The organism is Microbacterium sp. R86528, assembly GCF_044596335.1.
In the GTDB taxonomy this organism is placed as follows: Bacteria; Actinomycetota; Actinomycetes; order Actinomycetales; family Microbacteriaceae; genus Microbacterium; species Microbacterium marmarense.
Genome location: NZ_CP138996.1, coordinates 2,461,262 through 2,486,282 on the forward strand (window position 1 = coordinate 2,461,262; position 25,021 = coordinate 2,486,282).

Sequence of the window (25,021 nt, forward strand, 5' to 3'; positions counted from 1 at the left end):
ATGACATATGCAATGAAAACGGAGTCCATCCGGACGCCACCCCCTGAGTTGAACACGGGGAAAAAGTCGCCTTTTGGACCCGCGACAGCTCGCACCGCCGCATGGTTCGTGCTGCTCGCATGGGCGGCCTTCTCGCTGATTCCGATCATCTGGTTGCTACTCGCCGTCACCAAGTCCAACGCGCAGCTGCAGAACGATTTCCCATTCTCGTTCGGCAGTTTCGGGAACATCTCGACTGCATGGACGAATTTGCAAGGCTACGACGGCGGAGTCGTCGTAGATTGGATCGGAAACTCGGTCCTGCTCACCGCTGGCGGTATTCTCCTGGCGGTCGTCACGACAGTGCCGGCGGGCTATGCGCTCGGAACGCGAGAGTTCCCCGGCCGCAAGGCGATACTGATGGTCAGTCTGCTGCTGATGCTGGTGCCGGCGTCGGCGCTCGTGCTGCCACTGTTTCTTGAGATGACGACGCTCGGACTTGTCGGGCACCCACTATCGGTCATCTTGCCTCTGGGTGTCTTCCCTTTCGGTATCTACATGTCGTTCATTTACTTCAGCACGACGGTGGACAAAGACATCTATTCCGCAGCGCGACTTGACGGGTGCAGCGAGTTCCAAGTGTTCCTGAGGGTCGCGGTGCCGCTCGCCAAACCCATCGTGGTGCTCATCGCGTTCTTCGCCTTCATGCGCAACTGGACCGAGTATTTTCTTCCGTTCGTCATGCTGGGAGGTCCACAACAGCCGCTGCCCGTCGGACTTGCGACTCTCGCGAGCAACGTTCCGCAGCTCAACCCGCTATCCGCCCAGGCTGCAGATGTCGGGTTGCCCGAACTGATTCTCGCAACGATCATTTCGATGGCTCCTGTCATGATCGTCTTGATCGTGGCTCAGCGGACTGTGCTTCGCAGCGCAGACCTGATGGGCGGCGGACTACGTGGCTGACGTTACAGAAGAAGGCTCGTCCGCTGATCGAATCGTCTCCGTAGAAGTGGTGATGGTCGAGACTCCCGGCGTTTCACCGTCATTCCTCTGGCGGGATGGACTGCCCGGTTCGGATCCCGCCGGAGTTGGCGCCTGGCTTGTGATCACCACTGAATCAGGACTACGCGGGTATGCCTTCGCCCAGCGAGGGGTGATCCTGAAGGACATTGTTGATCGGCGTCTACGTGCCGAGCTGATCGGCCACGATGTGCTGGCGCGCGAGTATCTATGGCGGCGGGTGTGGGAAATCGACCGCATTGAACACATCCCGCTCCACCTGATGGGAACGGTCGACATCGCGCTGTGGGACATTGGCGCGAAAGCGGCTGGAGTGCCGCTGTACAGACTCCTGGGATCGTTTCGAGAAGCCATACCGGCCTATGCGTCAACAGCAACGTTTGGTGACATTGCTGAGTACCTGGACGTCGCAGACCAGTGCCGTGAGCTCGGCTACCCCGCGATCAAGCTCCATGCTTGGGGAGATGCTCGAAAGGATGCTGCGCTCGCGCGGGCGCTGCGCTCGCGCATGGGCGACGACATGGACCTCATGTACGACGGCTCCGCCGGATTCGACCTGGCTGACGCCGTCTATCTCGGACGGGCGCTAGCTGATGAAGGTTACCTTTGGTACGAGGAGCCGATGCGGGAGTTCAGCGTTTCGGCGTATGCCGCTCTCGCGCGCCGCGTGGAGATTCCCCTGCTCGTCGCCGAAACCAGCCCCGGCGCGCATCTGAACACGGCCGACTTCATCGCGTCGGGATGCGCAACAGCTGTTCGTACGAGCTCAGCGCTCAAAGGGGGAATCACAGGGGCGATGCGTATCGCGCACCTCGCAGATTCGTTCTTGCTCCGCGCGGAGGTTCATGGCGGCGGCTTGGTGAACACGCATTTGTGCATGGCGATCCCCAACACGACCTACTACGAGTCGCTCGTTCCGCATAGCGAAGTAGCGCGAGAAAGCGTTGTAGGCTCGGACGGATTTGTGCGTGCGAGTAGCGCCATTGGTGTCGGATGGGAGTCGGCCTGGCAAGAGTTCGGGCCGCCGAAGGGAATCACTCTGTGAACGGTGCAACGGCTGGCGATGAGGCGGTTACGGTGACGCGAGTCGGGTTGTTGGGCGCGTCTGGCATCGCGCCGCGCGCGATAATTGCCCCTGCGAAGCGGCGCGCCGACGTGTCGATTGTGGCGGTGGCATCTCGCGGCGACGCGGCAGATTACGCGCAACGCCACGGCATTGGCCGTGTCCACGCGGACTACCAGGCCCTGGTCGACGACTCGGAAATCGATCTGGTTTACATCGCGCTGCCGCCCTCCGAACATGCGCGGTGGACAATCGCTGCGTTAGAAGCGGGCAAGGACGTGCTGTGCGAAAAGCCCTTCGCGATGAACGCCGTCGAGGCAGATGAGGTCGCTCAAGCGGTGGAGCGCACCGGGCGCCGCGTCGTCGAAGCATTTCACGACTACTACCACCCGCTGTTCCAATGGGTGCGCGAGTTCGTTGCGTCGGGTGAGCTCGGCGTGATTGAGGCCGCGACCGCTGAGTTCAACGCAGAGATTCCGTTTGAGGCCTCCTCAATCCGCCACGTGCCGGAACTAGGCGGTGGAGCGCTGATGGATCTCGGATGCTACCCCCTTCACTGGCTACGCTCATTGTTCGGTGAACCCACCGTGGTGAAGGCGAGCGCAGAGTTGAACCCGCTGGGTGCGGATCTTTCGATTGCTGCTCGGCTGGACTTCGGCAATGAGCTCGAAGCGAATCTGGGCGCAAGCATGGCGCCCGGCGTCGAGTTCGGCGCTTTCCTGCATATTGTGGGCTCGAAGGCGACATTGCATGTCGACAATCTGGTGTTCCCCTCTGGCGGCCACTCCATCGTCGTCACCCGCGACGGTCTCGACTACACGTCGACTATCGCAGGGGAGGAAACATACGATCACCAACTTGCGGCGGTGCTCGATGCGTTTCGCACGGGTGAGTCGCTCGCCACCGAAGTCGAAGACTCCGTGCAGACCATGCGAGCCATCGACGACATCTATCGTGTCGCAGGGGTTCGCTGAGACTGGTTGCTAGATCGCAGTGTGAGCCGCCAGCGCGTGGCGAGCACAACGATAGTCGCGAGTAGGCCCACCTCGACTCCACTGGCAACGAGGTAGTACCCCCATTCGCCGATAGCTGCACCGACGATCGTGATCGCGAAGAGGGCGGCCACGATGACGTTGAGCAACCGGTTGGCACGCCAAGGAAGAAACACGCTGGCCACGATCATCAGTGTTGGAACCGTGACGTAGAGCACGATACCCAGCATGAAAGGCTGACCGACCTCAAACACGAAGACACGTCCAGCCTCGATTTGTTCACGCAAGTCAGCCCGGTAGAGGCCGAAGATATCGACGAAGGCGACGATGATCATCGTCGTCGCCCACAGCGCAGACAAGCGCAAGCGAACGTCGATCGGTGGCAGCGGTTGAAGAGTGGATGACATGGAAGCGCCTTTCATGCTTACGGGTGTAAGGGTAGTGATATCAGCATAGCCTTACACCCGTAAGTAAGGCAATATGGAGGAATGACAGCGCGAGGAACACTGAACCGCGAACTCGTCATTTCCGCCGCCGCAGCTGTGGCGGATCGCAGCGGAATCAACGCCGTCAGCATGCGCACGGTGGGCGCCGAGCTCGGCGTAAAGGCGATGTCGATCTATCACCACGTCTCCGACAAAGAGGCACTGCTCGACGCGCTGGCGGAGTGGGTGTTTGCGCAGATCGAGCTGCCCGTCGTTGGCGACCCGTGGCGCGAGGCGATGAGCAAGCGCGCAGCATCAGCACGTGCTGTGCTCGGCCAGCACCCTTGGGGGCTGGGGATGCTGGAATCGCGACCCGTGCCAGGCCCCGCTCTGATGCGACACCACGATCGTGTGGTTGGGTGCCTCATGAGCCAAGGCTTCTCAGCACTCCTCGCGACGCACGCCTTCTCCACACTCGATGCGTACATTTACGGATTTGTGCTGACCGAGGTGAGCTTGCCATTTGCTGCGGAAGGCGAGACGGAGGCAGACTTCGCGGCGAGGGTGGCGCCTTCCGAAGCGGAATACCCGCACCTTGCGCGTGCGCTTGAGGAGCTCTTTGCTCAGGAAAGCTATGCGTTCTCGGACGAGTTCCTCGATGGGCTCAATCTCATTCTTGACGGACTCGCGCAGCGCTTGGCCGCAGCGCAAGGCCATGAGCGGCCTACCGGCGCTGATCCGCGTCGCGCGTGAGTCTCCTCGATCTAACGCCGCTGTCGATTCTCTTTACTTCACCCCGGCGCTGACGACGCTTTGAACGAAGTAGCGCTGAAGGAAGAGGAACAGGATGACGATTGGCGTAATGACCAGCACCGCACCCGCCAACAACAAGCCATAGTTGGTCGCTTCTTGCCCTTTCGAAAACAGCGTCAGCGCGATGGGCAGTGTGTACGTAGCCTCGCTCTGCGCTGCGACTAGCGGCCATAGGAAGTTGTTCCACGACATCAGGAACGTGAGGATCGACAGCGTCGCAATCGGTGCACCGCATAGCGGCAAGACGACTGTGAAGAACAATCGAACTTCCTTCGCCCCATCGAGACGAGCTGCTTCCAGCAGCTCATTTGGGATTCCCATCATGAACTGGCGCATGAGGAAGACACCGAGCGGCGTGACAAGGAAAGGCAGGAATAGGCCGGGCAGCGTGTTGACAAGCCCGAGCTTGCTTACCAGAACAAACAAGGGCACGAAGGTCACTGTCCCCGGAACCATGAGCGTGAGCATTACCAGCGCGAACAACAGCTTCTTGCCCGGGAACTCCATCTTGGCCATCGCATAGCCGACCATCGAACAGAACACCACATTGCCCGCCACCGTGACGGTGGCCACGATGAGGCTCGTCATGAAGAACTGCTGGATGTTCAGGTCTTGAAACCACTGCAGGTAGTTGTCGAACGTGAGTTCTTGGGGTATCAGCCCCGTCGGGTTTCGTAGGAGTTCGCCTTCGGTTTTCAACGAGTTGATGACCATGACGACGAACGGTGTGAAAAAGAGGATGACGCCGAGCGTGAGCAGGAGATACGCAACCGCCTGCAAGGGGGCGGGCGTCTCCATAGCGGTGGAGCGCGAGCGCCGGCGCTTCTTTGGCACGGTGACCAAAAGTGTTTCTGACATCTCTTACTCTCAATCCTTGGAGCGCAGCACGCGGAACTGTGCGAACGCCAACAGTGCGATGACTACGAACAGCACGTACGACCCGGCAGAGGCCGTGCCGTAGTTGCCGAACCCAAACTCGTTGTAGACGAAATAGGTCACCGACAAGGTCGAATCGAGTGGGCCTCCGTTTGTCATGATGAACGGCTCCTCGAAGAACTGCAGGTAGCCGACTGAGATGAGAATTGCCCCGAGCAACAGTGTCGGGCGCATGAGCGGCAGGGTGATGTGGATGAACCGTTGCCAGATCGAGACGCCGTCGAGCGCGGACGCTTCCCGCATCTCGGGGGCAATGGTCTGCAGTCCTGCGAGAAAAATGATCATCAGTGTTCCCACGTTGCGCCATACGGCCATGACAATGAGGGCTGGCATTGCCCAGAAGGTGTCATTGAGCCAGTTCGGCCCATCGATTCCCACGAAGCTGAGCGCCGCGTTGATGATTCCGTCGTCCTGCAAAAGAAAACGCCACACCACAGCCACCGCGACGATAGATGCGACCACTGGCAGGTAAAACCCGACACGGTATACCGACCTCAGTCGTGAAATTCCCGTGTTGAGGGCAAGGGCCAATAGCAGCGCCACCGCCATCGTGAGTGGGATGCCGACGAGCACGAAGTAGAAAGTGACGCCCAGTGACTTGATGAACTGTGGGTCGCGGAACAGCTGGATGTATTGGTCCAAGCCCACGAACGTGACGGCGAACGGATCTTGCACGTCGCTGGCCCTGAAGTCCGTGAACGACATGGCAAACGACGACAGGATCGGTATCAGCATGAAAATGCCGAAGAAGATCATGAAGGGGAGTGCGAATCCCCAAGCGACGAGGGCCTGTCGTCGGGCGCCTTTCGACGCCCGACGATTCACCTTCGCGCTGCTCTGGTGAGCAACGGACATGTTACTGTCCGGTTCCGATTGATTCGGCAGCCGACTGCAGATCTGCCATCGTCTGGGCAGGATCTGCTCCCGCGCGGATGATCTGTTCCAGCGCCTTGTCGGCCTGGGCACTGACCTGCGTCCAAGTCGTGAGGGTAGGAGGCGAGTTGGTGTCGGTGAGTTGTTCGCCGAGGACGCTCAACAGTGCGTCGTCAGCCAAAGCTGGGTCGTCCCACGCGCTCTCCACGGCGGGCAGGTCTCCGACAGCCTGTTGCCAGCGCACCTGCACATCGGGCTCGCTCAGCCAACGCGCAAACTTCCAGGCTGCTTCAGGGTTCTGGCTCTTTTCGAAGACGACCAAGTTCGATCCACCGGTGAAGCTTGTCGAAGAGACCTCCTCGGGTACACGCATGACACCGATCATGTCTTTGTAATCTTCGCCTCCGCCTGCGGCAGTCAGCGATCCGATGAGGCTCGGGCCACCGGTCAAGACGGGAGTCTTTCCGCTGACAAACTCCGACTCGCCACTGCCCGCGCCAGTCTCGGCGTCGGGATTGGCGATGCCTTCGCTGAAGAACGATTCGTAGTACTCCATCGCCTCGACCCATTCCGGTGAGTCCAGGGTCCACTCCGTCTGGTCGGCGTTGGTGATTTCGGCACCGTTGGACCAGGGGAACATCAGCATGCTCTGAAATGCGTCGGTGCCGCTGGAGGGGAGTCCTACGCCGTACTCTGCCCCCGCCTCGGTTTGCAGAGCCTTGGTGAACTCCTTGAATTCATCCCAGGTTTGCGCACCTTCCGGGAATCCCGCCGTTTCAGCGAGATCCTTGCGGAAGTAAAACACGCGTGTGTCGACGTACCACGGCACTCCGAAGAGTTGGTCGCCCACCATGTTCGTGCTTAACGATCCCTCAAAGAACCCTGAGGTGTCGATCCCTTCTGGTACGGGAGTAAAAGCGCCGCTGAAGTCGGCCATCCAGGTGGTGCCCATTTGTGCCATGTCTGGAGTTGTGCCGGCGGCGATGGCCGTCTGGTACTTGTTGTGCGCGGCATCCCAAGGCAACGCGGTGACGTTGATTGTGAGATCTGGATTGAGTTCTAGAAATTCTTCGGCAAAGGCAGGCAGCGCGGCCGCCTCATCTGCTTGCGCCCAAATGTTTAGTTCTCCGGTCGCCGGCTGATCGTCCAGCGCGTCAATGGCTGAAGCGTCGCTTCCGGCGGAGTCAGCCCGCCCGCAGGAGGTCAGTACCAGCCCGGCAGCTAGCGACAGCGCAACGATGGCAACTGCTCTGCGTGAGCGATTGTTCTTGAACATCATTGTCCTTTCATCAAGGTCTTAAATCAATAAACGGAATCTATGTCAAGATGTGTGCATCGTCAATAGGTCTGCGCAACTATTTCCAAAAATGCCTTCCGCAGGGTGACCGCACGAGCCCATCCAAAATCGGTCAATGAGCTGGCCAGCGCTAGGCTCGCTGCAGTCGGAGTTTGAAGGGGGCAACGTCGGTGCGGACCGCGGAAGAGAGCGATGTGCTGCCCTTGCGACAGCGGCGCCACAGCATGGAGCTCGTACTCAAGGCGCTTCAGGACGCGAGCACCCCATTGACAGCTTCAGGTCTTATGCCTCGCACGGATCTGTCGCGGCAGGGCGTGCTCGCAGTGTGTGATGCGCTCATCTCCCTCGGACTCGTGATCGAAGTGGCGCCGACCGCCCCGCGTTCGGCCACAGGTGTCGGGCGGAGGTCTCGAACGTTCGCGTTCAATGACCGCGCAGGTTTTGTCGCAGGCGTCGAGTTGGGCCCGGAGCGGATTGTGGCGCAGTTGTGCAACCTTCGCGGTGATGTCGTCACAGCGACGGTTGTGGAGCGCAGGACTCCAATTCAGTCAGCCTCGGCACTGATAGACGAAGCGAAGAACATCATTGATGATCTGGTGGTCGAGGCCGCTATCGATCCTGGACTCCTGACAACAGTGGCTGTTGGCGTTCCCGCGCCGGTCGACCATAACGGAGGAGTTGGGAGCTCGACGCGAGTTTCCGGGCTCCCTGGAATCAACGTGATCGAAGCTTTCAGCGCCGGTCGCCCCTGGGAAGTGCTCGTCGATAATGACGCCAACCTGGCGGTCATCGGTGAACGCTGGCGCGGGGCCGCTCAAGGGCTCGATGGCGTTGTCTTGATGCTGGTGCAGGAGCGGTTCGGCGCTGGCATTATCGATTCAGGTCGCATCGTCAGGGGTGGCAGCGGCTTTGCGGGGCAGATGGAGTTCGTGAGGCTTCTTGAAGGTGGGCATGGAACGCAAGGTATTGTGCCTTTGACAGCTCTGTTTGTCGAACAGCTGAGCGAAGAGGATCGGACCAGGGTCACCACGCAGGTTCCTGCTGAGCAGAGCGCATCCAGCTCTGAACAGTCCGTGGGTCCTTTGGAGGTCGAGGCCGTGTTTGAGGCCGCGTCGAAGGGCGATCGGGTTGCCCTCACCATCGTTGATGCCGTGGCCGACCGGCTGGCGAGAGTCTCAGCCGTGGTCGCGACTCTGCTGGGCCCCGACATTCTCGTGTTCGGCTGTGACGTGCCCAGCGACGCCGAAGAGCTCCTTGAGCCTGTTCGTCGGAAGCTAGCCGATCTTGTCGAGGGTGAGCCGCCAAGCTTGGTTCGCTCAGAACTTAGGGACCAAGCCGTGGCTGTTGGCGCAGTGCGCTGCGCCCTAGATCTCGCGCATCAACGTCTGATCCCATCTAGGTTCTGAAGTCGCCACAGCGCTGGGCGCAGCCTTCAGCTGCGTGAGAAAACCTTGCCCGATAAAGGGCGTCGTGCAATAATCCACGGCATGGATTTATGTCGTGCACCGAGGCCGACAAAGCGTCAAGGAGACAGCGATGCCAATCATGGATGAACTCCAATACAAGGACAGCTCCTTGCCGATCGACGCTCGCATCGACGACCTCTTGGGTCGTATGAGCGTTGCCGAGAAGGTCGGGCAGATGATGCAGCTAGATGCGAATCGGGCTGATCTGGACGACTTGATCTCGACGAACCTTGTCGGTTCGCTGCTGCACATCGGGGAGCGGATGGGCGAAGCGATTGAGATCGCCGAGCGGACGCGGCTTGGAATTCCGCTACTGACCGCTGACGACTGTATTCACGGTCACTCGTTCTTTTCCGGCGCGACGATTTTCGGTACACAGCTCTCGATGGCTTGCTCCTGGGATCCAAAGCTCCTGGAACGGGTTGCACGTGCGGCTGCGGTGGAGATCTCAGCGACCGGTATTCACTGGACGTTTTCTCCCGTCCTCTGCATCTCTCGCGACCTGCGCTGGGGGCGAGTGGACGAGACCTTTGGTGAAGATCCGATTCTCATCGGTGAACTCGGCGCTGCCATGATTCGTGGGTATCAGGGTGAGGGGCTGGATGACCCCACGGCGGTTCTCGCCTGCGCCAAGCATTTCGCAGGGTACTCCGAGACGCAGGGTGGCCGTGATGCCAGTGAAGCCGATGTCAGCCGACGCAAGCTGCGCTCGTGGTTCCTCCCTCCGTTCCAACGGGCGGTCGATGAGGGATGCCGCACGTTCATGCTGGGCTACCAGTCGATCGACGGCGTGCCGATCACCGCGAACAAGTGGCTGCTTTCGGATGTTCTAAAGGGTGAGTGGGGCTTCACCGGAACCCTCATCACCGACTGGGACAACGTCGGGCGCATGGTCCGCGAGCAGCGAGTGTGCCCCGACGATACCGAGGCTGCTGCCGTCGCCGTGGAGGCTGGCAACGACCTTGTGATGACGACGCCGGAGTTCTTTGAGGGTGCTCAACTTGCTGTCGCCAGTGGAAGACTCGCAGAAGCCGATCTCGACGAAGCCGTCCGCAGAATACTTCGACTGAAGTTCGAGCTGGGTCTGTTTGAGGACCCTCGTGCGCCCGATGTGGCGCTGCAAGCTCAGGTTGTTGGCAGCGCAGAGCATTCGCAGTTGAATCTTGAGATGGCCAGGCGCTCGCTGGTGTTGTTGCGCAATGACGGCACCCTGCCACTGATTGATGCGACGAGCGTCGAGCAATCCCCGCGGACGATTGCGGTGGTGGGGCCCAACGCCGACGACCCTCATGTCACGCTGGGGGACTGGGCTGGTTCATCGGGCCAGGTCGCCTGGATGCCCGATGGTCACCCTCGTGAGTTGGTGCAGACCGTGCTGGACGGGATGCGCGCTGTTGCTCCCGAGGACTGGAGCGTGACTCACACTCGCGGCGCCGATATTGAGGTTCTCATCCCTGATCCTGGGGGTGAGAAGTGGCACGATGGTGGCCCCCGGGTGCCCGTCTTTTCTCCAGCGAAGGTTGATCCAGCAATGCTCGCCGATGCGGTGGCTGCGGCGGAGTCGGCTGACTATGTCGTGGCGGTGCTCGGCGACACGATCGCATTGACCGGGGAGACGCGCTCGACGGCTACGCTCGAGTTGCAGGGCGCGCAAATAGGGCTTCTAGATGCTCTCGTGGCGACGGACACCCCGGTCATCCTGGTGCTCGTGCATGGAAAACCGGCAACTCTGCCTGCCTCAGCAATGCAGACCGCAGCCATCATCGAGGCGTTCAATCCCGGCATGCGCGGTGGGCAGGCTGTCGCCGAACTCATTCTGGGCTTGATCGAACCTAGCGGTCGTCTGCCGATCTCGGTGCCGCGGCACGTCGGGCAACAGCCTGTCTATTACAACCAGGTGCGCGGCCAGCACGGTGAGCGATATGCCGACTTGACCCAAGAGCCGCAGTTCGTCTTTGGCGAGGGGCTGTCGTATACGAGTGTGGAGTACTCGAACCTTCATATTCCCATCGATGAGGTGGCGTCTGACGGTGTGATTCGCTGTCAGGTGACGCTCACCAACACCGGGGCTCGCCCGGCGATCGAGACTGTGCAGGCTTACGTCAACGATCTCGTGACCACCGCTACATGGGCTGAGAAGGAACTCAAAGCGTGGCGCCAGGTGCAGGTGGAGGCCGGTCAGACTGAGACCGTGACGGTCGAGGTGCCAGCTGCATCGTGTTCTATCGTCACCTCCGACGGGCAGCGAGTCGTCGAGCCGGGGCGTTTCGAACTCCTCGTGGGCCGCAGTTCCCGGCCCACGGATCTTCTCTCGGCGGAGTTCACCATCGCGAGATGATGATCTGGCCGACTCTTCGCTAGCAGCCGCCGGAGTCAGTCGAGAGGGCGCCGACGCAATCGTTTGACGTCGGTGCGTTGTTTCTTGGCTGTCAGTCGACGTTCCTTTGAGCCCCGGCTCGGTTTCGTAGGCCGACGAGGCGCGGAGGGTGGGGCCAGCGCCTCAGCGACGACTTTTGCCAGGCGGGCACGCGCAGCATCCCGATTCTGCTTCTGAGCGCGATGCTCGGAAGCAGCGATTGTCAGCACTCCGCCGACGAGCCGACCGCTGAGGCGACCGAAGAGACGCTCTCGCAATAGCGGTGAGAGCGCAGCCGAACTTGCTGCGTCCCACACGAGCTCGACGCGCGAATCAGTGGTGTTCACACCTTGCCCTCCCGGGCCAGAGGAGCGCGAGAACCGCCAGGTCAGCTCAGACTCAGGAATCGTGACCCGAGAGTCTACCCTGAGACCAGGACGGTGGGCGGCGGGCATGTCAGCTCACTCCCGCCCGTCTTCAAGAGGGATAAGCATGGTGCGAAAAGGGCCCTCCGAGCGGTGCAGATCCCAGACGCGATCCGCGACATCGTCAATGCCGTTTGGCAGTTGCAGTTTTGGGATGCCGCCGGGAATGACGAGCTGCACGACGCGAATGCCCTCGCTCTTGAGAGCATCATGGAGCATTTCGCCGTAGGCGCTCTCTGCCGGAAAAGCGATCGACGTTCCCGCGAAGTCGGGGCGTGACTTCACCGAGGTTCCGCCGTTGATCAAAATGATGCTGCCGTCACCGGCTTCGCGCATCGCCGGCAAGACCGCGCGTGCAGCGTGGATCAGCCCCAGTGCGGAGAAACTCATTGCCTCAGAGGCCAGTTCGGGTGTCAGATCCAGCACCGGCTTGAGGTAGTCGCGGGAGGGGAGAGGGCTGTACTGCAGCGCGGCGATGGGGCCCAGTTCGTTCGCGGCCTGGGCCAACGCCTGCTGCAGTTCAGCTGGCACCAACACGTCGGCGGTGTAGGCCCGCGCAGTCAAGCCTTCGGCGGCGAGTTCGTTCACGACGTCGTCGAGCTTCGCCTGGGTTCGCGCGATGAGCGCGATAGCGAAACCTTCACGGCCGAATCGGCGAGCTACAGCAGCACCGAGGCCGGGTCCGGCTCCGACGATAGCGAGTGTGGGCATGGGTGTCCTCCGGGCAGATATATAGCGCTTTGACCTTGGTGCGAGATGGAAAAGCTTATGCCATCGCTACGGTTCTCAGACCGGCGAAGGGCGACCGCCCGCTACGGTGAGCGGTATGAAGACACGCATTGAGGGAACGACCATGCCCGTGCTTGAACTCACGCTCGACACGGGTGAGCAGATCATCGCCGAAGGCGGCGATGTGTCATGGCTCACGTTGGGGTTCGATATCGAGACCTCAACGGGGTTCGGCTCCCGTGGCAAAGGTGGATTCATGAGCGGGCTGAAGCGCATGGTCGGTGGCGGCCAGCTCTTCTTGTCGCAGTACACCGCTTCGAAACCTGGGTGCTTCATCGCCTTCGGCGCACGATTCCCCGGGACCATCCGCGAGCTCACGATCGACCCTTCCGACAACTACATGGTGCAGTCAGGGTCGTTCATGGCCAGCACTTCGGATGTCGAGGTGTCTGTGGGGTTGCAGAAGAAGCTTGGCGTCGGAATATTCGGTGGCGCTGGTGTCGTCTTCCAGAAGCTGGCGGGCAACGGAAGCGCATGGGTGCAGCTCGCCGGCGAGATCGTCGAGTACGACCTCAAAGAGGGGGAGTCTCTGCTGATTCACCCCGGCCACCTTGCGCTCTATCGTGCGGAGATGAACCTCGAGTTCACGACGATCAAGGGCGTGAAGAACAAGTTCTTCGGTGATTCCCTCTTTCTGGCGCAACTGAACGGCCCTGGTCACGTATGGCTGCAGTCCATGACTCCGGCCAAGCTCGCTGCCGCGATCGAGCCGTACCTGCCTGACAAGTCGTCGAACAACAGCTAGTTCGATCCGGTTGTTTCGGTGCACGGCTGGAACTTGCGCCGCCGGAGTCGGAGCGACCGGAAGCGCGGCGCGAGCGGACCGGTCAGCTACTGGCGCGGATCTGCGCCACATAGGCCTCGACGTATGCGAGTAGCTGCTCGTTGTGAGGCCCCCACGTGGGGGTGGGGTGTGTCGGGGCCGGCATAGGGTTCGTCGCTATAGCGGCGCTGGTAGTCCGCAAGCTTTTGTTCAAGCTCGACGCGGATGTCGCCATAGGCGGGGTCATCGGCGACGTTGCGCAGTTCGCTCGGGTCCGACTTCAAGTCGTACATTTCCCACTCGGAGTCGTATACCTGACTGGATGCTCCAGGCACGCCTAGTCCAGCGCCGTAGTAGCAGATGAGTTTATAGTCGACCGTGCGGATGCCATAGTGCGCGGGAGCCGCGTGGATTGGGTCGTCGTGCTCCCAGTAGCGGTAGTACGCAGCATCCGCCCAGTCATCGATGTGCTCGCCACGCAACAACGGCAAGAAGCTACGCCCCTGCGAGGTCGGAAGAGCGCTGTCGGCGTCGATTCCACACGCTTCCAGAAAGGTCGCTGCGAAATCGACGTTGGTGATGATGGCGTCGCATCGGCTCGTCGCCGGGATTTGGGCAGGCCATTTGATCAGCATCGGCATCTGCAACGACTGGTCGAACATCAGTCGCTTGTCGAACCAGCCGTGGTCGCCGAGAAAGAAGCCTTGGTCGGATGTGTAGACGATCAGGGTGTTTTCGGCAAGGCCGCGATCTTCGAGATGATCGAGCAGTCGTCCGACGTTGTCATCGATCGACTGAACGCACTGCAGATAGTCGCGCATGTAGATCTGGTACTTCCAGCTCATGCGTGCTTTGCGGTTTTCGGGACCGCGGAGATGCTCTGGTACTTCGGTCTTCAGATCGTCGGCGCCCATGTCATCAGCGATCGTCATGTGCACGGCTTGGACGGCTTTGCTGCGTGTCGCGCTGTCGTCAAAGAATGTCTCAGGCTCGGGGATGGTGCCGTCTGCATATAGATGCTTGTGCTTCTCATCCGGAACCCAGGGCCGATGAGGGGCCTTGTGGTGCACCATCATCGCGAACGGCTGGTCAGCGTCGAGGCTGTCAATCCAGTCGATCGACATATCGGTAACGATGTCTGTCGCATACCCAGGCATCGTGGCCGAGCCACTCGCGTCGATCATTTCTGGATTGATGTAGTCCCCCTGGCCGGGGAAGATCTTCCAGGCGTCGAATCCGCGAGGGAGAGATGCGCCCTGCTCACCAAGGTGCCACTTGCCAAACATCCCCGTCTTGTAACCGCTGTCGTGCAGAACGTCGACGAATGTCGGCACCCGGTAGTCCATCTCGGTCCAGATCGATGACACGCCGTTTATATGGCTGTATGTGCCTGTGAGGATGCTTGCGCGCGAAGGGCTGCAGATCGAGTTCGTGCAGTAAACGGCATCCATTCGGACGCCTTCTTCAGCGATACGGTCAAGATTCGGTGTCGCGTTCACACGGCTTCCATATGCCGAGATCGCGTGCGCCGCGTGGTCGTCGGACATGATGAAGATGATGTTTGGGGATGCCACGGGGTCCTGCTCTCAGCGTCGAGGGGTGGTGTGGGTGGTGGTTGAGCTCTGGGAGGCCGGCTCTTTGAGGTAGGGCCCAAGCAAGTCGATGAACAGCCGAACGTGGCCGGCCCGGTCGAAGGATGATGGGTCTGTTACCCACTGCGCCCCGAGCCCGTGAGCTAGCGCGAGAAGCCATCGAGAAATCACTTCGGCGGTCACTCCTGGGGGGAGCTTCGATTCATCGACGATGTCACGCACGTCTTGAGTGACTATCGGCATCGTCTTACCGTTGCGCTGCATAAACCAGCTGTGCGCGGGATGTTCTACCGCAGTGCTCTCGGCGCGAAGAACGACGAAAAGTCGCACCAGCTCAGGTCGAAGGTCGTTCTCTGCCAGCATCCCGATATACGCCTCAAGCCCAGCGATTCCCGCCTTCTCCTGTGCGGCGAGCAGCAGGCCGTTCTCGTCGTCGCGCTGCTGGAGCACTGCAAGAAGCAGGGCTGCTTTCGTAGGGTAGTAGTGAAGGATTCCCGCCTGACTGATGCCCACGTGGCGGGCAATGTCGGCAAGGCTCACGGTGTTGTACCCACCGGCAGAGAAGAGCTCTACTGCGATCCTCAGGATGCTAAGGCGTCGTTCTTCGCCGCGAGGGCGTGGTGAAACCCCTGGATTACTGCGTAACTGCTCGGTGGGCACAGGGCTCGCCTCCTCGACATTGAGCGTGCGTCGCTGGGATCAAACTTAAAGAGTGTTTAGTTAGTTTTGCAATGCCAAGTTTCTTGGCGCAGTCTCGAATCCTTGAAAAAACGGCGTTTCTGTCATCAAAACGTGATGAAAAAGACTATTGCTAAACCAACTAAGTGGTCAGTAGTGTGGCATCTGCGGGCTCGCAGGTGAGTTCGTTCAGATGAAAACTCGAAGGAGAGTGAACGTCCCAATGAACAGACGCACTATTGCTGGTGTCGCGCTCGTGTCGGTCTTGGCGCTAGCGGGATGCTCCGGCGGAGGGTCCGAGGGTGCCCCCGAAGGCTCCACCGAGACACAGGAACTCAATATCGGCATGACGCTCGATGTGACATCTTTCTCACCGCAAGAAGCTGCCGACGGATATGCGATTCCCTACTACCAGCTTCCCTACGACACGCTGATCCGGCACACTGCTGACGGTGAGTATGTGCCGATGCTCGCGCAGGAGTGGAGCTACGACGAAGACCAAACCGCACTCACTCTGACGCTTGAAGAAGGTATCGAGTTCGATGACGGCACTCCGCTCGACGCTGAAGCGGTGAAGGCGAACCTCGAGGCGTCTCGAGATGGCACCGGCATCATGAGCGCACAGCTCGCATCGGTTGAGTCAGTTGAGGCAGTCGACGAGACAACCGTTGTGCTGAATCTGGTTGCACCCGACCCCGCGCTTCTGTGGAATCTCAGCTCGCCGGGTGGATCGATCGGAAACCCGACGAAGATTGGTACCGATGAGATGGTCACCGTTCCAGACGGCACGGGTCCGTATGTGTATGACCAGGCCGCAAGCAACATCGGCGCGGAATACGTGTTCACGAAGCGCGACGACTACTGGGATGCAGACACGCTTGACCTCCCGTACGACACCATCACTCTGACGCCTCTCACTGAGGCAGCTGCGCGCGTTAACGCCTTGCTCGCAGGCGAGGTCGATGGCGCACCGATTGATCAGACGACAGTTGCTCAGGTCGAAGGGTCTGGCAAGCAGGTTGTGCAGTACCCAGCCTCAGGTGTGTTCGGATTCTTCATCACCGATCACGATGGCACGATGGTGCCGGCGCTGGCTGATGTTGAAGTGCGTCAGGCGATCAACATGGCTTTTGACCGCGCCACGATGCTTGCCAACCTTCGCGGCGGCTACGGGTTGACCACCGAACAGGTGTTCAACGCGCAAGGCGACGTGTGGGATGAATCAATCAACGACACCTACGGGTACGACCCCGTGACTGCGAAGCAGATGATCGTCGATGCAGGGTACCCGGATGGTTTCTCCATCGACATGCCGCTACTTGCCTTCCCTGAGGCGGACATCCTGACGCAGGCTTTTGCGGATGTCGGGATCACGATCAACTGGGAGACCCTCGCTTCGCAGGAGGTCTTCCCGCAGATTCTCTCGGGCAAGTACCCGATGTTCCTGTTCCAGCTGCAGTCGACGGACCCGTGGCAGGCCATTCAGTTCTTCATCTCGCCGGAGGCGACATGGAACACCTCCCACCAGTCGAACCCTGAGCTCGACGCAATGATTGAGAAAGCTCAGTACGCGACCTCAGACGAAGAGCGCACCGCTACCTATCGAGAGATCAACGAGTGGCTCGTTGATAACGCCTGGTTTGCTCCTATGTACTTCTCGGACAACCTCTACGGCGCATCGACTGATGTCGACGTGACGGCTCCCTACCAGCAGCCCGTTCCGTCTATCTACGACTACGCCCCCGCTGCGTAGCGAGTGACCAGCCGTTCGCGGTAGGGCTGTTGACGACTTCAGCCCCGCCGCGAACACCGGTACACGAAAGGCTGACCTTTCTATGATTTCGTTTTCACTCAAGCGACTACTCTCGGGCATCGCGCTCATGTTTGTAGTGGCCACGGTTACGTTCTTCCTGATGAGCATTGGGTCTGACACCATCGCTCGAAATCTGCTGGGGCAGAACGCGACCGAAGCGCAGGTACTTGCCAAAGAGCAAGAACTTGGTCTCGACCAACCGGTGTTTACTCGATACCTGGACTGGCTGGGTGGTGTCGCTCAGGGCGACCTAGGCACGTCGTGGTTCAGTAGCCAGCAGGTCACAGACATGCTTGCTTCGCGATTCCCCGTAACCTTCTCGGTGGTGATCGTGGCAGTGCTGTGCACGGCAGTCATTAGCGCCGTGCTCGGCATCGTTGCCGCCGTCAACCGCGGATGGATCGACAAGTCACTCACCGTGGGGGCGATGTTCGGCCACGCTCTGCCCAACTTTTTTGTGGCGGTGTTGCTCGTCTGGATCTTCGCCGTCACGCTGCAGTGGCTACCCGCGACAGGGTTCACCCCGATTTCGGAGGATCCCACCCAGTGGGCGCGCGGCATCACGCTACCGGTCATCGCTTTGCTGTTCGGAACAATTCCGGGCACTGCGCAACAAGTACGCGGTGCCGTTATCGACGTTCTTCGCCAGGACTACGTGCGCACCCTTCGTTCGCGTGGTCTGTCGTCGCGTTCGGTTCTCTTCAAGCACGTGTTGCGCAACGCTGCGCCACCCGCGCTGACTGTTCTCGCACTGCAGGTCGTCGGGCTCTTGGGCGGCGCCGTAATCATCGAGCGAATCTTCGCTCTTCCAGGAATCGGCCGCCTCGCTGTCGATTCAACCCAGCAGCAAGACATTCCCGTCATCCTCGGATTTGTGTTGGTGATGGTGGCCCTCGTTGTTGTGGTCAACCTACTCATCGACCTTGCCACCGGATGGCTCAACCCGAAGGCGCGTCTCGCATGACCGACTCCACAAGCTCCGTCGTTGGCCCGTACACGCAAGTGTTGCCGGTCATCCCGAAGCGGCAAAGCACTTTCGTGCGGCTCATTAAGAACCCTCTCGCCGCTGTAGGCCTCTTCATCGTTGCGATTGCGGTCTTCGTTGCAGTATTCGCTCCCTGGCTAGCGCCCTATGACCCGAACTTCGCCAACGTTAATGACTCGTTCGCTCCACCGTTCAGCCCTGAGCACCTGCTTGGAGCAGATCAATCGGGTCGCGATATCCTTTCCCGCCTGCTCTACGGCGCTCGCACAAGCCTTGTGGGTGCGGCGATCGCGGTAGGTGTCGCTATCCTCGTGGGCGTTCCCTCAGGATTGATCGCGGGTTACTACCAGGGTTGGTTCGACACGGTAGCTACGTGGTTCGCAAACATGTTCATGTCGATGCCCGGCATCGTCATCGTTCTGGCCGTGACCGCGGTCCTCGGCGAGAGCGTCGAAGTCACCATGGGTGTGTTCGGAATATTGATCTCTCCAGGTGTCTTCCGCTTGACCCGCACTGGCGTGCTCTCCGCGCGCAAGGAGCTCTATGTGGATGCGGCAAAAGTCTCTGGCCTAAGCGACGCGCGAATCATCTTCCGCCACGTGCTCAGCAACGTACGCGCGCCGCTCATCATTATGGGATCGATGATGATCGGTATCGGAATCGTTCTGCAGGCCGGGCTGGCCTTCATCGGCATCGGCGATGCGTCTGTCCCCAACTGGGGCGCGATGCTCAACGACGGATTCATCGTGATCTACAGTCAGCCGATCCAGTTGCTTTGGCCAGGTCTTGCCATCGGCCTCACGGTTGTCGCATTTGCATTCCTCGGCACTGCTCTGCGCGACACTGTCTCGCACGGTGACGGCCCCAAGGCTGCTCGTGTGAAGACCGGCAAAGAGCAGGAAGCAGAGGAAGAGCGGATGAAGAGAGAGATTCTTCCGCCCGAGGTGGAACTTTCGCCGAGCGCTTCAGAAGACGTTCCCCCAGCAGACGTGTTGCTCTCAGTGAAGAATCTGCGTGTCGGCTACCCTCAGGCCGGTGGCGCGACGAAGGTCGTTGTTGACAGCGTGAACCTCCACGTCAAGAAGGGCGAGGTGCTGGGGCTTGTCGGCGAGTCTGGGTCCGGAAAGAGCCAGACAGCTTTCAGCGTCCTCGGATTGCTTCCTGCTGGTGGGCGCGTGCTATCCGGGTCGATTGCTATCGATGGTGAATCACTGACTGCGAACCCCACACGGGTCGCGAGTCTGCGTGGCGCACGTATCGGCTACATTCCGCAGGAGCCGATGTCGAACCTTGACCCGAGCTTCACGCTCGGATATCAGCTCGTCGAGCCGATTCGCAAGCACATGGGTCTCAGCAAAGAGGCGGCCAAGGCGCGGGTGCTGGAACTACTGGACCGCGTGGGCATTGTTGACCCGCCGCGCACGTTTGACGCCTACCCGCATGAAGTGTCAGGTGGGATGGCTCAGCGCATCTTGATTGCTGGTGCTATCAGTTGCAATCCGGCGCTGTTGATCGCAGATGAGCCGACCACAGCGCTAGACGTCACGGTGCAGGCTGAAGTGCTCGACCTGTTGCGTTCTCTGCAGACCGACTATGACATGGGCGTCATCATGGTGACGCACAACTTCGGAGTCGTCGCCGACATCTGTGATCGCGTTGCCGTGATGCAACACGGGCGAATTGTGGAGCAAGGTGATGCCGCCGAAATCTTCACCAACCCACAGAACCCCTACACACAGATGCTGTTGGGATCGACTCTCGAGGGTGGCCCGAGCCGCGCCGAGCAGGAAGAAAGCAGGTCGCAGTCATGAGCGCTCCCCTTCTCGACGTGAAGAACCTCGTTGTTGAGTACCCAATCAAGGGATGGCGCAAGAAGCCGTTCCGCGCGCTCGATGACGTGTCGTTATCGGTCAACCCAGGCGAGACTGTCGGTCTTGTGGGGGAGTCGGGATCGGGAAAAACGACCCTCGGCCGCGCCGTTCTCGGGCTTGCTCCGGTGACGGAGGGGACCATCACGTTCGACGGGCGGGATATTTCTCACCTGAAGACTCGCGAGCGCCGCGCCATGAGCTCGCACGTGCAGGTCGTGTTCCAAGACCCGTACTCGTCGATGAACCCGACGATGCTGGTTGGTGACATCCTCGCCGAGCCGCTGCGTATCGCGGGTGTATCGAAGGCGGAAGCCAAGGGTCGCATTCGCGAACTGCTGGACCAGGTGCGATTGCCGTTGGACGCCATTGATCGATTTCCGCACGAGTTCTCCGGTGGGCAGCGTCAACGCATTGCTATTGCGCGGGCGCTGGCTTTGGAACCGAAGCTCATCGTGTGTGACGAGCCCGTGAGCGCGCTTGACCTCTCAACACAGGCCCGCGTGCTCGACATCTTCATTGAAATCCAGCGGCGCACAGGAGTGGCCTATCTATTCGTGTCACACGATTTGAGCGTCGTTCGGCACATCAGTCATCGTGTCGCTGTGATGTACCACGGCAAGATCGTTGAAACAGGAGATGGGGATGCAGTCACGCGCAACCCCGAGCATCCATACACGCAACGCCTGCTCATGGCGGCACCCGTACCGAATCCTGCTGAACAAGCGACGCGTCGTCAGGCGCGCGCTGAGTTGATGGCGCAACAGAAAGCCGCGGAAACTCACGGTGCAGCCGCCTAGTTGTGTTTGCTCGTTGTCAAAAGGCGCCGTTTCACCTACCTCGGTGACGGCGTCTTTTGGTGCGCGCAACTAGACGAACTGTTGCGTATGCACCAATGAATGCGCAAAGCGGCGTTGCCCCAAAATGGTGGGGCAACGCCGCTTTGCGCTGCGCGTGGGGGCGACGCTACGTGTTCGTGGGAGCCGGGGTTGCAGCGGCCACGGAGGCCAACATGCCATCGAGCCCTCGGAGCGCATCAGCGCCCATCGCGGGGTTCATAACGGAGAGCTTCCACAGTGATGTCGAGCCTCCCAGGCGCGACAGCACCGCTGGCGGGAACGGGAGAACCTTCGTGAGCATCTCTTTTGCCATCGGGTTTTCCATGAGCACCGATAGCGGAGTGTGCACGCCGATGCGGTCGCTGGGGAAGTCCTCGGCCGGGACGGGCGATGAGAGTCCCTGCTGAACCTGGGCCCACTGCTTTTCGATCAGAAGGTGCTCCTCTGATACTTCATCCACCAGGCTCGGCAGCCCAAGGCGTGCGTATTGCTCCGCTGGGGCATCCGCTTCGCCCATGGCCTTCACCATGAGTCGGATCATTGTGAGCTCCAGCCCAGGATCTTTCAGTGGGTCAAGCTCATCAGGATCGGTATCGAGGTTGTACAAGAGCGTCCCGAACGCGGTGGGGCTGCCCCACGCTCCGGCCGGCAACTTGAGCACAGGAACGTCCTTGCTGAATGAGAGCGGCTCGACGAGTTCTGCATTCGAGAGCTCTTCCACCGAGAACATTTGGTTCATGTGCATCGGCATCAACGTGTAGTTGACGAGTGGCTGATTCTGCGGATCCGCTGATGCCCGCATGTAGACCACGTGCCCGTCCGTGACGCACACGTGGCCGCCGAAGACACCGAACAAGCCAGACTCGCGCACCGGCTCGTCGCGAGCGATGACGGGTTCGAGGTCTTTGCCCTGCATGTCTTCAGTGCGCGCGACGCCGAAGAAGCCCAACAGCGTCGGACCAAAGTCAACTGTCTGCACAAGGCTTTCGCGGCGCGCGCCAGCCTGCTCGCTGCGGGGGTCGTAGATGAACAGTGGAGTGTGGATGGACTCGTCGTACCAAGGCTGAATGTTCTTTCCGTACCAGCCGCGCTCGCCGATCATCAGACCGTGGTCTGTGCACACGATCAACATCGTGTCTTCCCACATATTGTGCTCGTCCATCTTGTCGAGCACGCGACCGAGAGAGTCATCGCAGAAGGTCACGAGCGCGTTGTACTCCTCGCGCACGTGATCCACGGTCTGCTCGTCCTCGACAACACGGCGGTAGTCAGGCCAGTCGAAGTGTGGGCCGTCGTAGGCGTGCGGACGACGCGCTTTGTGCTCGTCGTAGCTAAAGAAGGGTTCGTGTGGATCGAAGCACTCGATCTGCACGAACCAGTTGTCTTCGCTCTTGTTGGTCTCGATAAAACCGACACCAGCCTCGACAGTCTTGAACTGCGAGTGTTCTTCAGTCGTCTGCATGTACTGGCGGTTGATCCAGTCTTGTCGCCACGCGTCGCCCGACCGCCACGTAATTGTTTCTGGAATCTCGGGATCAGCGACATGCCCCTTCCACAGATCGCCCTCCTGCCCGCGGAAGAACTCGTAGGTGGAGTAGCGGTTGTGGTAGGTCGAACCACCGTCTTCCCAGTAATGCGCGTGATCAGTAACCAGATGTGTGTAAACACCGTTCTTCTTGAGGATCTCTGGGATCGAGTCGTCAAATGGCTCCAACGGGCCCCACGAACGGTGCAAGAAGTTGTAGCGCCCCGTGTGCAGTTCTCGGCGCGCGGGCATGCACGGCATGGAGCCGGCATAACAGGTGTCAAACGTCGCAGAGCGCTGTTGCAGTCGGGCGAAATTGGGCAACTCTGCCCAATCCGCACCGTACTGCGGCAGGTAGCGGCGGTTGAGGCTGTCGAACATGACCATGATGGCCTTCATAAAAGAGTCCTTCTTACTAGGGGTCGACGTGTGGGAGATTCAGTTGGTCGCGTCTGCAGGCATCCGCCAACGCGCGAGAGCGCTGCGAAACTCATCGCGCACGCCGTCGCGCATGTATGGCTCGAGCAATTCCAGGTGTCGCGCGACCAGCTCGGAGCGCACAACAGCATCTGGTTCGAACAGCCATTGGATGCGCATCCCGTCTGCGATGGCAATCAAAGTGCGAGACAGATCGAAGATGGAGGTTTTGGGGGGCAACTTCGCAGCGTCGAAAACTCGTTCCAGCTCAAGGTTCATGTCGCGCGGTACCGACTTGTAGCGGTTCAAGAAGTACGCGTGTGCTGGATGAGTCGGCGTCACGCTCTCGGTTGAGAGAATCGAGAAAAAGGCGGTCTCCGACGGGTCTTTTTCGTGGCGACGCAACGCTGTGAGGAAGGCAATGAGGAATCCCACGCCGTGGGCTTCCTCGGTTGCACTGGTGTCGGCGTCACCGCCTGCTGCCGAGTCATCTTCGACGACTTCTCGGTTGTCGAGCACTGCGAACAGGAGCGCGTTCTTCGACGGATAATGGTGAAGGAGCCCCGCCTGAGTGATGCCTGCCTTCTGAGCGATCTCCGCGAGGCTCGCCGAGTCAAAACCGCCTTGAGCGAAGACGTCACCAGCTGCAACGAGAATCTCCCGCCTGCGCTGCTCGCCCTTGGGGCTGCGTCGACGTTGCACCACGGCAGACTCGTTCATTGCATCGCGTTTTCGCTTCGGGACTGCACGCTCATGGAATTGCGACTCCTCTGTCGTGGCCATGGGGCACTCTCTAGAATGAGAGCTCATTGTTACCAGTCTATCTGCTAGACCGACTGAATGGTAGGGATAAGCAGATCTGGTGCTCTTGCGTCTATTCCACGCATGCTGCCAAACGCCCTCGGCAATACGGAGTGATTCTTTGGATGACTGACGAAGTGCATGTTTCGAGCAGTCCGTTGCGCCGTTTTCGTCATGCGCACGAGCAAGACATTGAGCGCGCTCTGCGCTCGCGCGGGCCGCTGACCCGGCAGGAGCTGCAGGACGTGACAGGTCTGTCGCGGACTACGCTCTACTCGATCGTCAACGCGTTGACCGCAGACGGCGTGATCGTCGAGTCGCGGGTGCAGGCCAGTCAGCGGCGAGGTCGTCCTGCATCAGTTCTGTCACTCGATCCGGCCGCTGCGCAAGTCATCGGCGTTGAGCTGGGGCGAAGTCACATTGGGGTAACCGTCGCTAACCTGCGCCACGAGATAGTCGCTGGCAGTGATCGGTCTGCTCCCGTAGGTCGAAATGCTGGCGAAATCGGCGCAGCCGCAATCGACGCGATTGACGAAGCGCTCCGCGACGCGGGACTCACCTCAGCTCGTCTCGATGCGATAGTCGTGGGCACTCCGCTCTCTTTTGGCACAGGGGCACAGGCGGCTGATCGGGTGCGAGAAGACGTCGGTGCTCGTATGCTCGCGCGCTATGGGGTCGCTCCCGTCTTCGCAAACAACGCGCGACTTGTCGCGCTAGCTGAAATGCGCTTCGGGGCGGGCGCAGACGTGGATGACCTTATCTATCTGCATCTTGATGAGGGTGTCGGCGGAGGAGTCGTGCTAGATCGACGGATAGTCGACGGGCGGCATGGGCGAGCTGGGGAACTTGGGCATATCAGCGTCGACGTTGATGGGCCACCGTGTTGGTGTGGCGGTATTGGCTGCCTTGAGCGCTATCTCGCACTGCCAGAACTGGCGGCGTACATCGGATCTTCCGCAAGTGAGATGCTTGCTCACCCAGGCTTGGTTGAGCATATCGATGGCCGCTTAGGCGTTTTGTCTCGCGTGGTGGCGGGCCTGCTGACGACACTTGACGTGAGGCGAGTGGTGCTCGGCGGCACGCTCGGGCGGGCAAATGGCATCGCACCTCGAGTCGAAGAATTGGTTCGGATACTGTCGCCAGACCACGTCGCCGTTGATGTTGACGTTCGCCCCGCCGTTCTCGGTAGGAGGGGCTCGGCACAAGGCGGTGTAGTCCTCGGATTGGCCGCAGCGGGAGGCGACCTAGTCGTGCCGACCATTTATTCCTAAAGGTTGACAAAAATAATCGGCCCCACGTACTCTCC

The 25,021-nt window shown here is 60.2% G+C and carries 22 protein-coding genes; 12 read left to right on the plus strand and 10 right to left on the minus strand.

Annotated features, from left to right (window positions below; genetic code table 11):
• Genes SJY18_RS11355 through SJY18_RS11365 form a run of 3 tightly spaced genes read left to right on the plus strand, consistent with a single transcriptional unit; the run spans position 1 to position 3,036 of the window.
• Positions 1–942, plus strand: a complete 942-nt coding sequence (locus SJY18_RS11355; protein ID WP_396667655.1) for a carbohydrate ABC transporter permease — start codon at positions 1–3, stop codon at positions 940–942.
• Positions 935–2,044, plus strand: coding sequence for an enolase C-terminal domain-like protein (locus SJY18_RS11360; RefSeq protein WP_396667656.1), 1,110 nt, complete (start codon positions 935–937; stop codon positions 2,042–2,044). Before SJY18_RS11355 ends, SJY18_RS11360 begins: the two co-directional genes overlap by 8 nt.
• Positions 2,041–3,036: a Gfo/Idh/MocA family protein gene (locus SJY18_RS11365; protein WP_396667657.1), complete on the plus strand. Its 996-nt coding sequence runs from the start codon at positions 2,041–2,043 to the stop codon at positions 3,034–3,036. Before SJY18_RS11360 ends, SJY18_RS11365 begins: the two co-directional genes overlap by 4 nt.
• Here the strand turns inward: SJY18_RS11365 and SJY18_RS11370 are convergent.
• Positions 3,012–3,461 carry a DUF6326 family protein gene (locus SJY18_RS11370; protein ID WP_396667658.1) on the minus strand — a complete coding sequence of 150 codons (450 nt, stop codon included), beginning with the start codon at positions 3,459–3,461 and terminating at the stop codon, positions 3,012–3,014. The genes SJY18_RS11365 and SJY18_RS11370 overlap by 25 nt on opposite strands.
• 81 nt (positions 3,462–3,542) lie before the next feature.
• Between SJY18_RS11370 and SJY18_RS11375 the strand changes: the two genes are divergently transcribed.
• Positions 3,543–4,232, plus strand: coding sequence for a TetR/AcrR family transcriptional regulator (locus SJY18_RS11375; RefSeq protein ID WP_337337161.1), 690 nt, complete (start codon positions 3,543–3,545; stop codon positions 4,230–4,232).
• Positions 4,233–4,265: 33 nt separating this feature from the next.
• On the opposite strand, the gene SJY18_RS11380 is transcribed toward SJY18_RS11375, so the two are convergent.
• Genes SJY18_RS11380 through SJY18_RS11390 form a run of 3 tightly spaced genes read right to left on the minus strand, consistent with a single transcriptional unit; the run spans position 4,266 to position 7,377 of the window.
• Positions 4,266–5,150 (minus strand): carbohydrate ABC transporter permease, encoded by an 885-nt coding sequence (locus tag SJY18_RS11380; RefSeq protein WP_396667659.1) that lies wholly within the window; start codon positions 5,148–5,150, stop codon positions 4,266–4,268.
• 9 nt (positions 5,151–5,159) lie between these two features.
• On the minus strand, positions 5,160–6,083 hold the full coding sequence (locus SJY18_RS11385; RefSeq protein ID WP_396667660.1) for a carbohydrate ABC transporter permease: 924 nt from the start codon (positions 6,081–6,083) through the stop codon (positions 5,160–5,162).
• 1 nt (position 6,084) lies between these two features.
• On the minus strand, positions 6,085–7,377 hold the full coding sequence (locus SJY18_RS11390; RefSeq protein ID WP_396667661.1) for an extracellular solute-binding protein: 1,293 nt from the start codon (positions 7,375–7,377) through the stop codon (positions 6,085–6,087).
• Positions 7,378–7,622: 245 nt separating this feature from the next.
• Between SJY18_RS11390 and SJY18_RS11395 the strand changes: the two genes are divergently transcribed.
• The gene (locus tag SJY18_RS11395) at positions 7,623–8,804 is read left to right on the plus strand and encodes an ROK family protein (protein ID WP_337337164.1); all 1,182 of its coding nucleotides are present in this window, start codon (positions 7,623–7,625) and stop codon (positions 8,802–8,804) included.
• 139 nt (positions 8,805–8,943) lie between these two features.
• Positions 8,944–11,202 (plus strand): glycoside hydrolase family 3 N-terminal domain-containing protein, encoded by a 2,259-nt coding sequence (locus SJY18_RS11400; RefSeq protein ID WP_396668914.1) that lies wholly within the window; start codon positions 8,944–8,946, stop codon positions 11,200–11,202.
• Positions 11,203–11,237: 35 nt separating this feature from the next.
• Here SJY18_RS11400 and arfB read toward each other — a convergent pair whose 3' ends face one another.
• Positions 11,238–11,675: an alternative ribosome rescue aminoacyl-tRNA hydrolase ArfB gene (gene arfB, locus SJY18_RS11405; protein WP_337337165.1), complete on the minus strand. Its 438-nt coding sequence runs from the start codon at positions 11,673–11,675 to the stop codon at positions 11,238–11,240.
• Positions 11,676–11,681: 6 nt separating this feature from the next.
• Complete coding sequence (locus SJY18_RS11410; protein ID WP_396667662.1) at positions 11,682–12,356, minus strand: SDR family NAD(P)-dependent oxidoreductase; 675 nt, start codon at positions 12,354–12,356, stop codon at positions 11,682–11,684.
• A gap of 115 nt (positions 12,357–12,471) precedes the next feature.
• Between SJY18_RS11410 and SJY18_RS11415 the strand changes: the two genes are divergently transcribed.
• Positions 12,472–13,179, plus strand: coding sequence for an AIM24 family protein (locus tag SJY18_RS11415; RefSeq protein WP_396667663.1), 708 nt, complete (start codon positions 12,472–12,474; stop codon positions 13,177–13,179).
• Positions 13,180–13,265: 86 nt separating this feature from the next.
• Here SJY18_RS11415 and SJY18_RS11420 read toward each other — a convergent pair whose 3' ends face one another.
• Positions 13,266–14,771 (minus strand): sulfatase, encoded by a 1,506-nt coding sequence (locus tag SJY18_RS11420; protein ID WP_396667664.1) that lies wholly within the window; start codon positions 14,769–14,771, stop codon positions 13,266–13,268.
• Positions 14,772–14,783: 12 nt separating this feature from the next.
• Positions 14,784–15,449 carry a TetR/AcrR family transcriptional regulator gene (locus tag SJY18_RS11425; protein ID WP_396667665.1) on the minus strand — a complete coding sequence of 222 codons (666 nt, stop codon included), beginning with the start codon at positions 15,447–15,449 and terminating at the stop codon, positions 14,784–14,786.
• 241 nt (positions 15,450–15,690) lie between these two features.
• Between SJY18_RS11425 and SJY18_RS11430 the strand changes: the two genes are divergently transcribed.
• The 4 genes from SJY18_RS11430 (at position 15,691) to SJY18_RS11445 (ending at position 20,933) form a co-directional block, all read left to right on the plus strand.
• The gene (locus SJY18_RS11430) at positions 15,691–17,220 is read left to right on the plus strand and encodes an ABC transporter substrate-binding protein (RefSeq protein WP_396667666.1); all 1,530 of its coding nucleotides are present in this window, start codon (positions 15,691–15,693) and stop codon (positions 17,218–17,220) included.
• Between the two features lie 82 nt (positions 17,221–17,302).
• Positions 17,303–18,244: an ABC transporter permease gene (locus tag SJY18_RS11435; protein WP_337337171.1), complete on the plus strand. Its 942-nt coding sequence runs from the start codon at positions 17,303–17,305 to the stop codon at positions 18,242–18,244.
• Complete coding sequence (locus SJY18_RS11440) at positions 18,241–20,076, plus strand: dipeptide/oligopeptide/nickel ABC transporter permease/ATP-binding protein (protein WP_396667667.1); 1,836 nt, start codon at positions 18,241–18,243, stop codon at positions 20,074–20,076. The genes SJY18_RS11435 and SJY18_RS11440 overlap by 4 nt, the downstream gene beginning before the upstream one ends.
• Positions 20,073–20,933 (plus strand): ATP-binding cassette domain-containing protein, encoded by an 861-nt coding sequence (locus tag SJY18_RS11445; protein WP_337337173.1) that lies wholly within the window; start codon positions 20,073–20,075, stop codon positions 20,931–20,933. The genes SJY18_RS11440 and SJY18_RS11445 overlap by 4 nt, the downstream gene beginning before the upstream one ends.
• A 166-nt stretch (positions 20,934–21,099) precedes the next feature.
• On the opposite strand, the gene SJY18_RS11450 is transcribed toward SJY18_RS11445, so the two are convergent.
• Together SJY18_RS11450 and SJY18_RS11455 are read right to left on the minus strand one after the other, a co-directional pair.
• On the minus strand, positions 21,100–22,896 hold the full coding sequence (locus tag SJY18_RS11450) for a sulfatase (protein WP_396667668.1): 1,797 nt from the start codon (positions 22,894–22,896) through the stop codon (positions 21,100–21,102).
• Positions 22,897–22,935: 39 nt separating this feature from the next.
• Positions 22,936–23,634 (minus strand): TetR/AcrR family transcriptional regulator, encoded by a 699-nt coding sequence (locus SJY18_RS11455; RefSeq protein ID WP_396667669.1) that lies wholly within the window; start codon positions 23,632–23,634, stop codon positions 22,936–22,938.
• Between the two features lie 206 nt (positions 23,635–23,840).
• Here SJY18_RS11455 and SJY18_RS11460 point away from each other — a divergent pair, with 206 nt between their 5' ends.
• Positions 23,841–24,986, plus strand: a complete 1,146-nt coding sequence (locus SJY18_RS11460) for an ROK family protein (RefSeq protein ID WP_396667670.1) — start codon at positions 23,841–23,843, stop codon at positions 24,984–24,986.
• Positions 24,987–25,021: the final 35 nt, after the last annotated feature.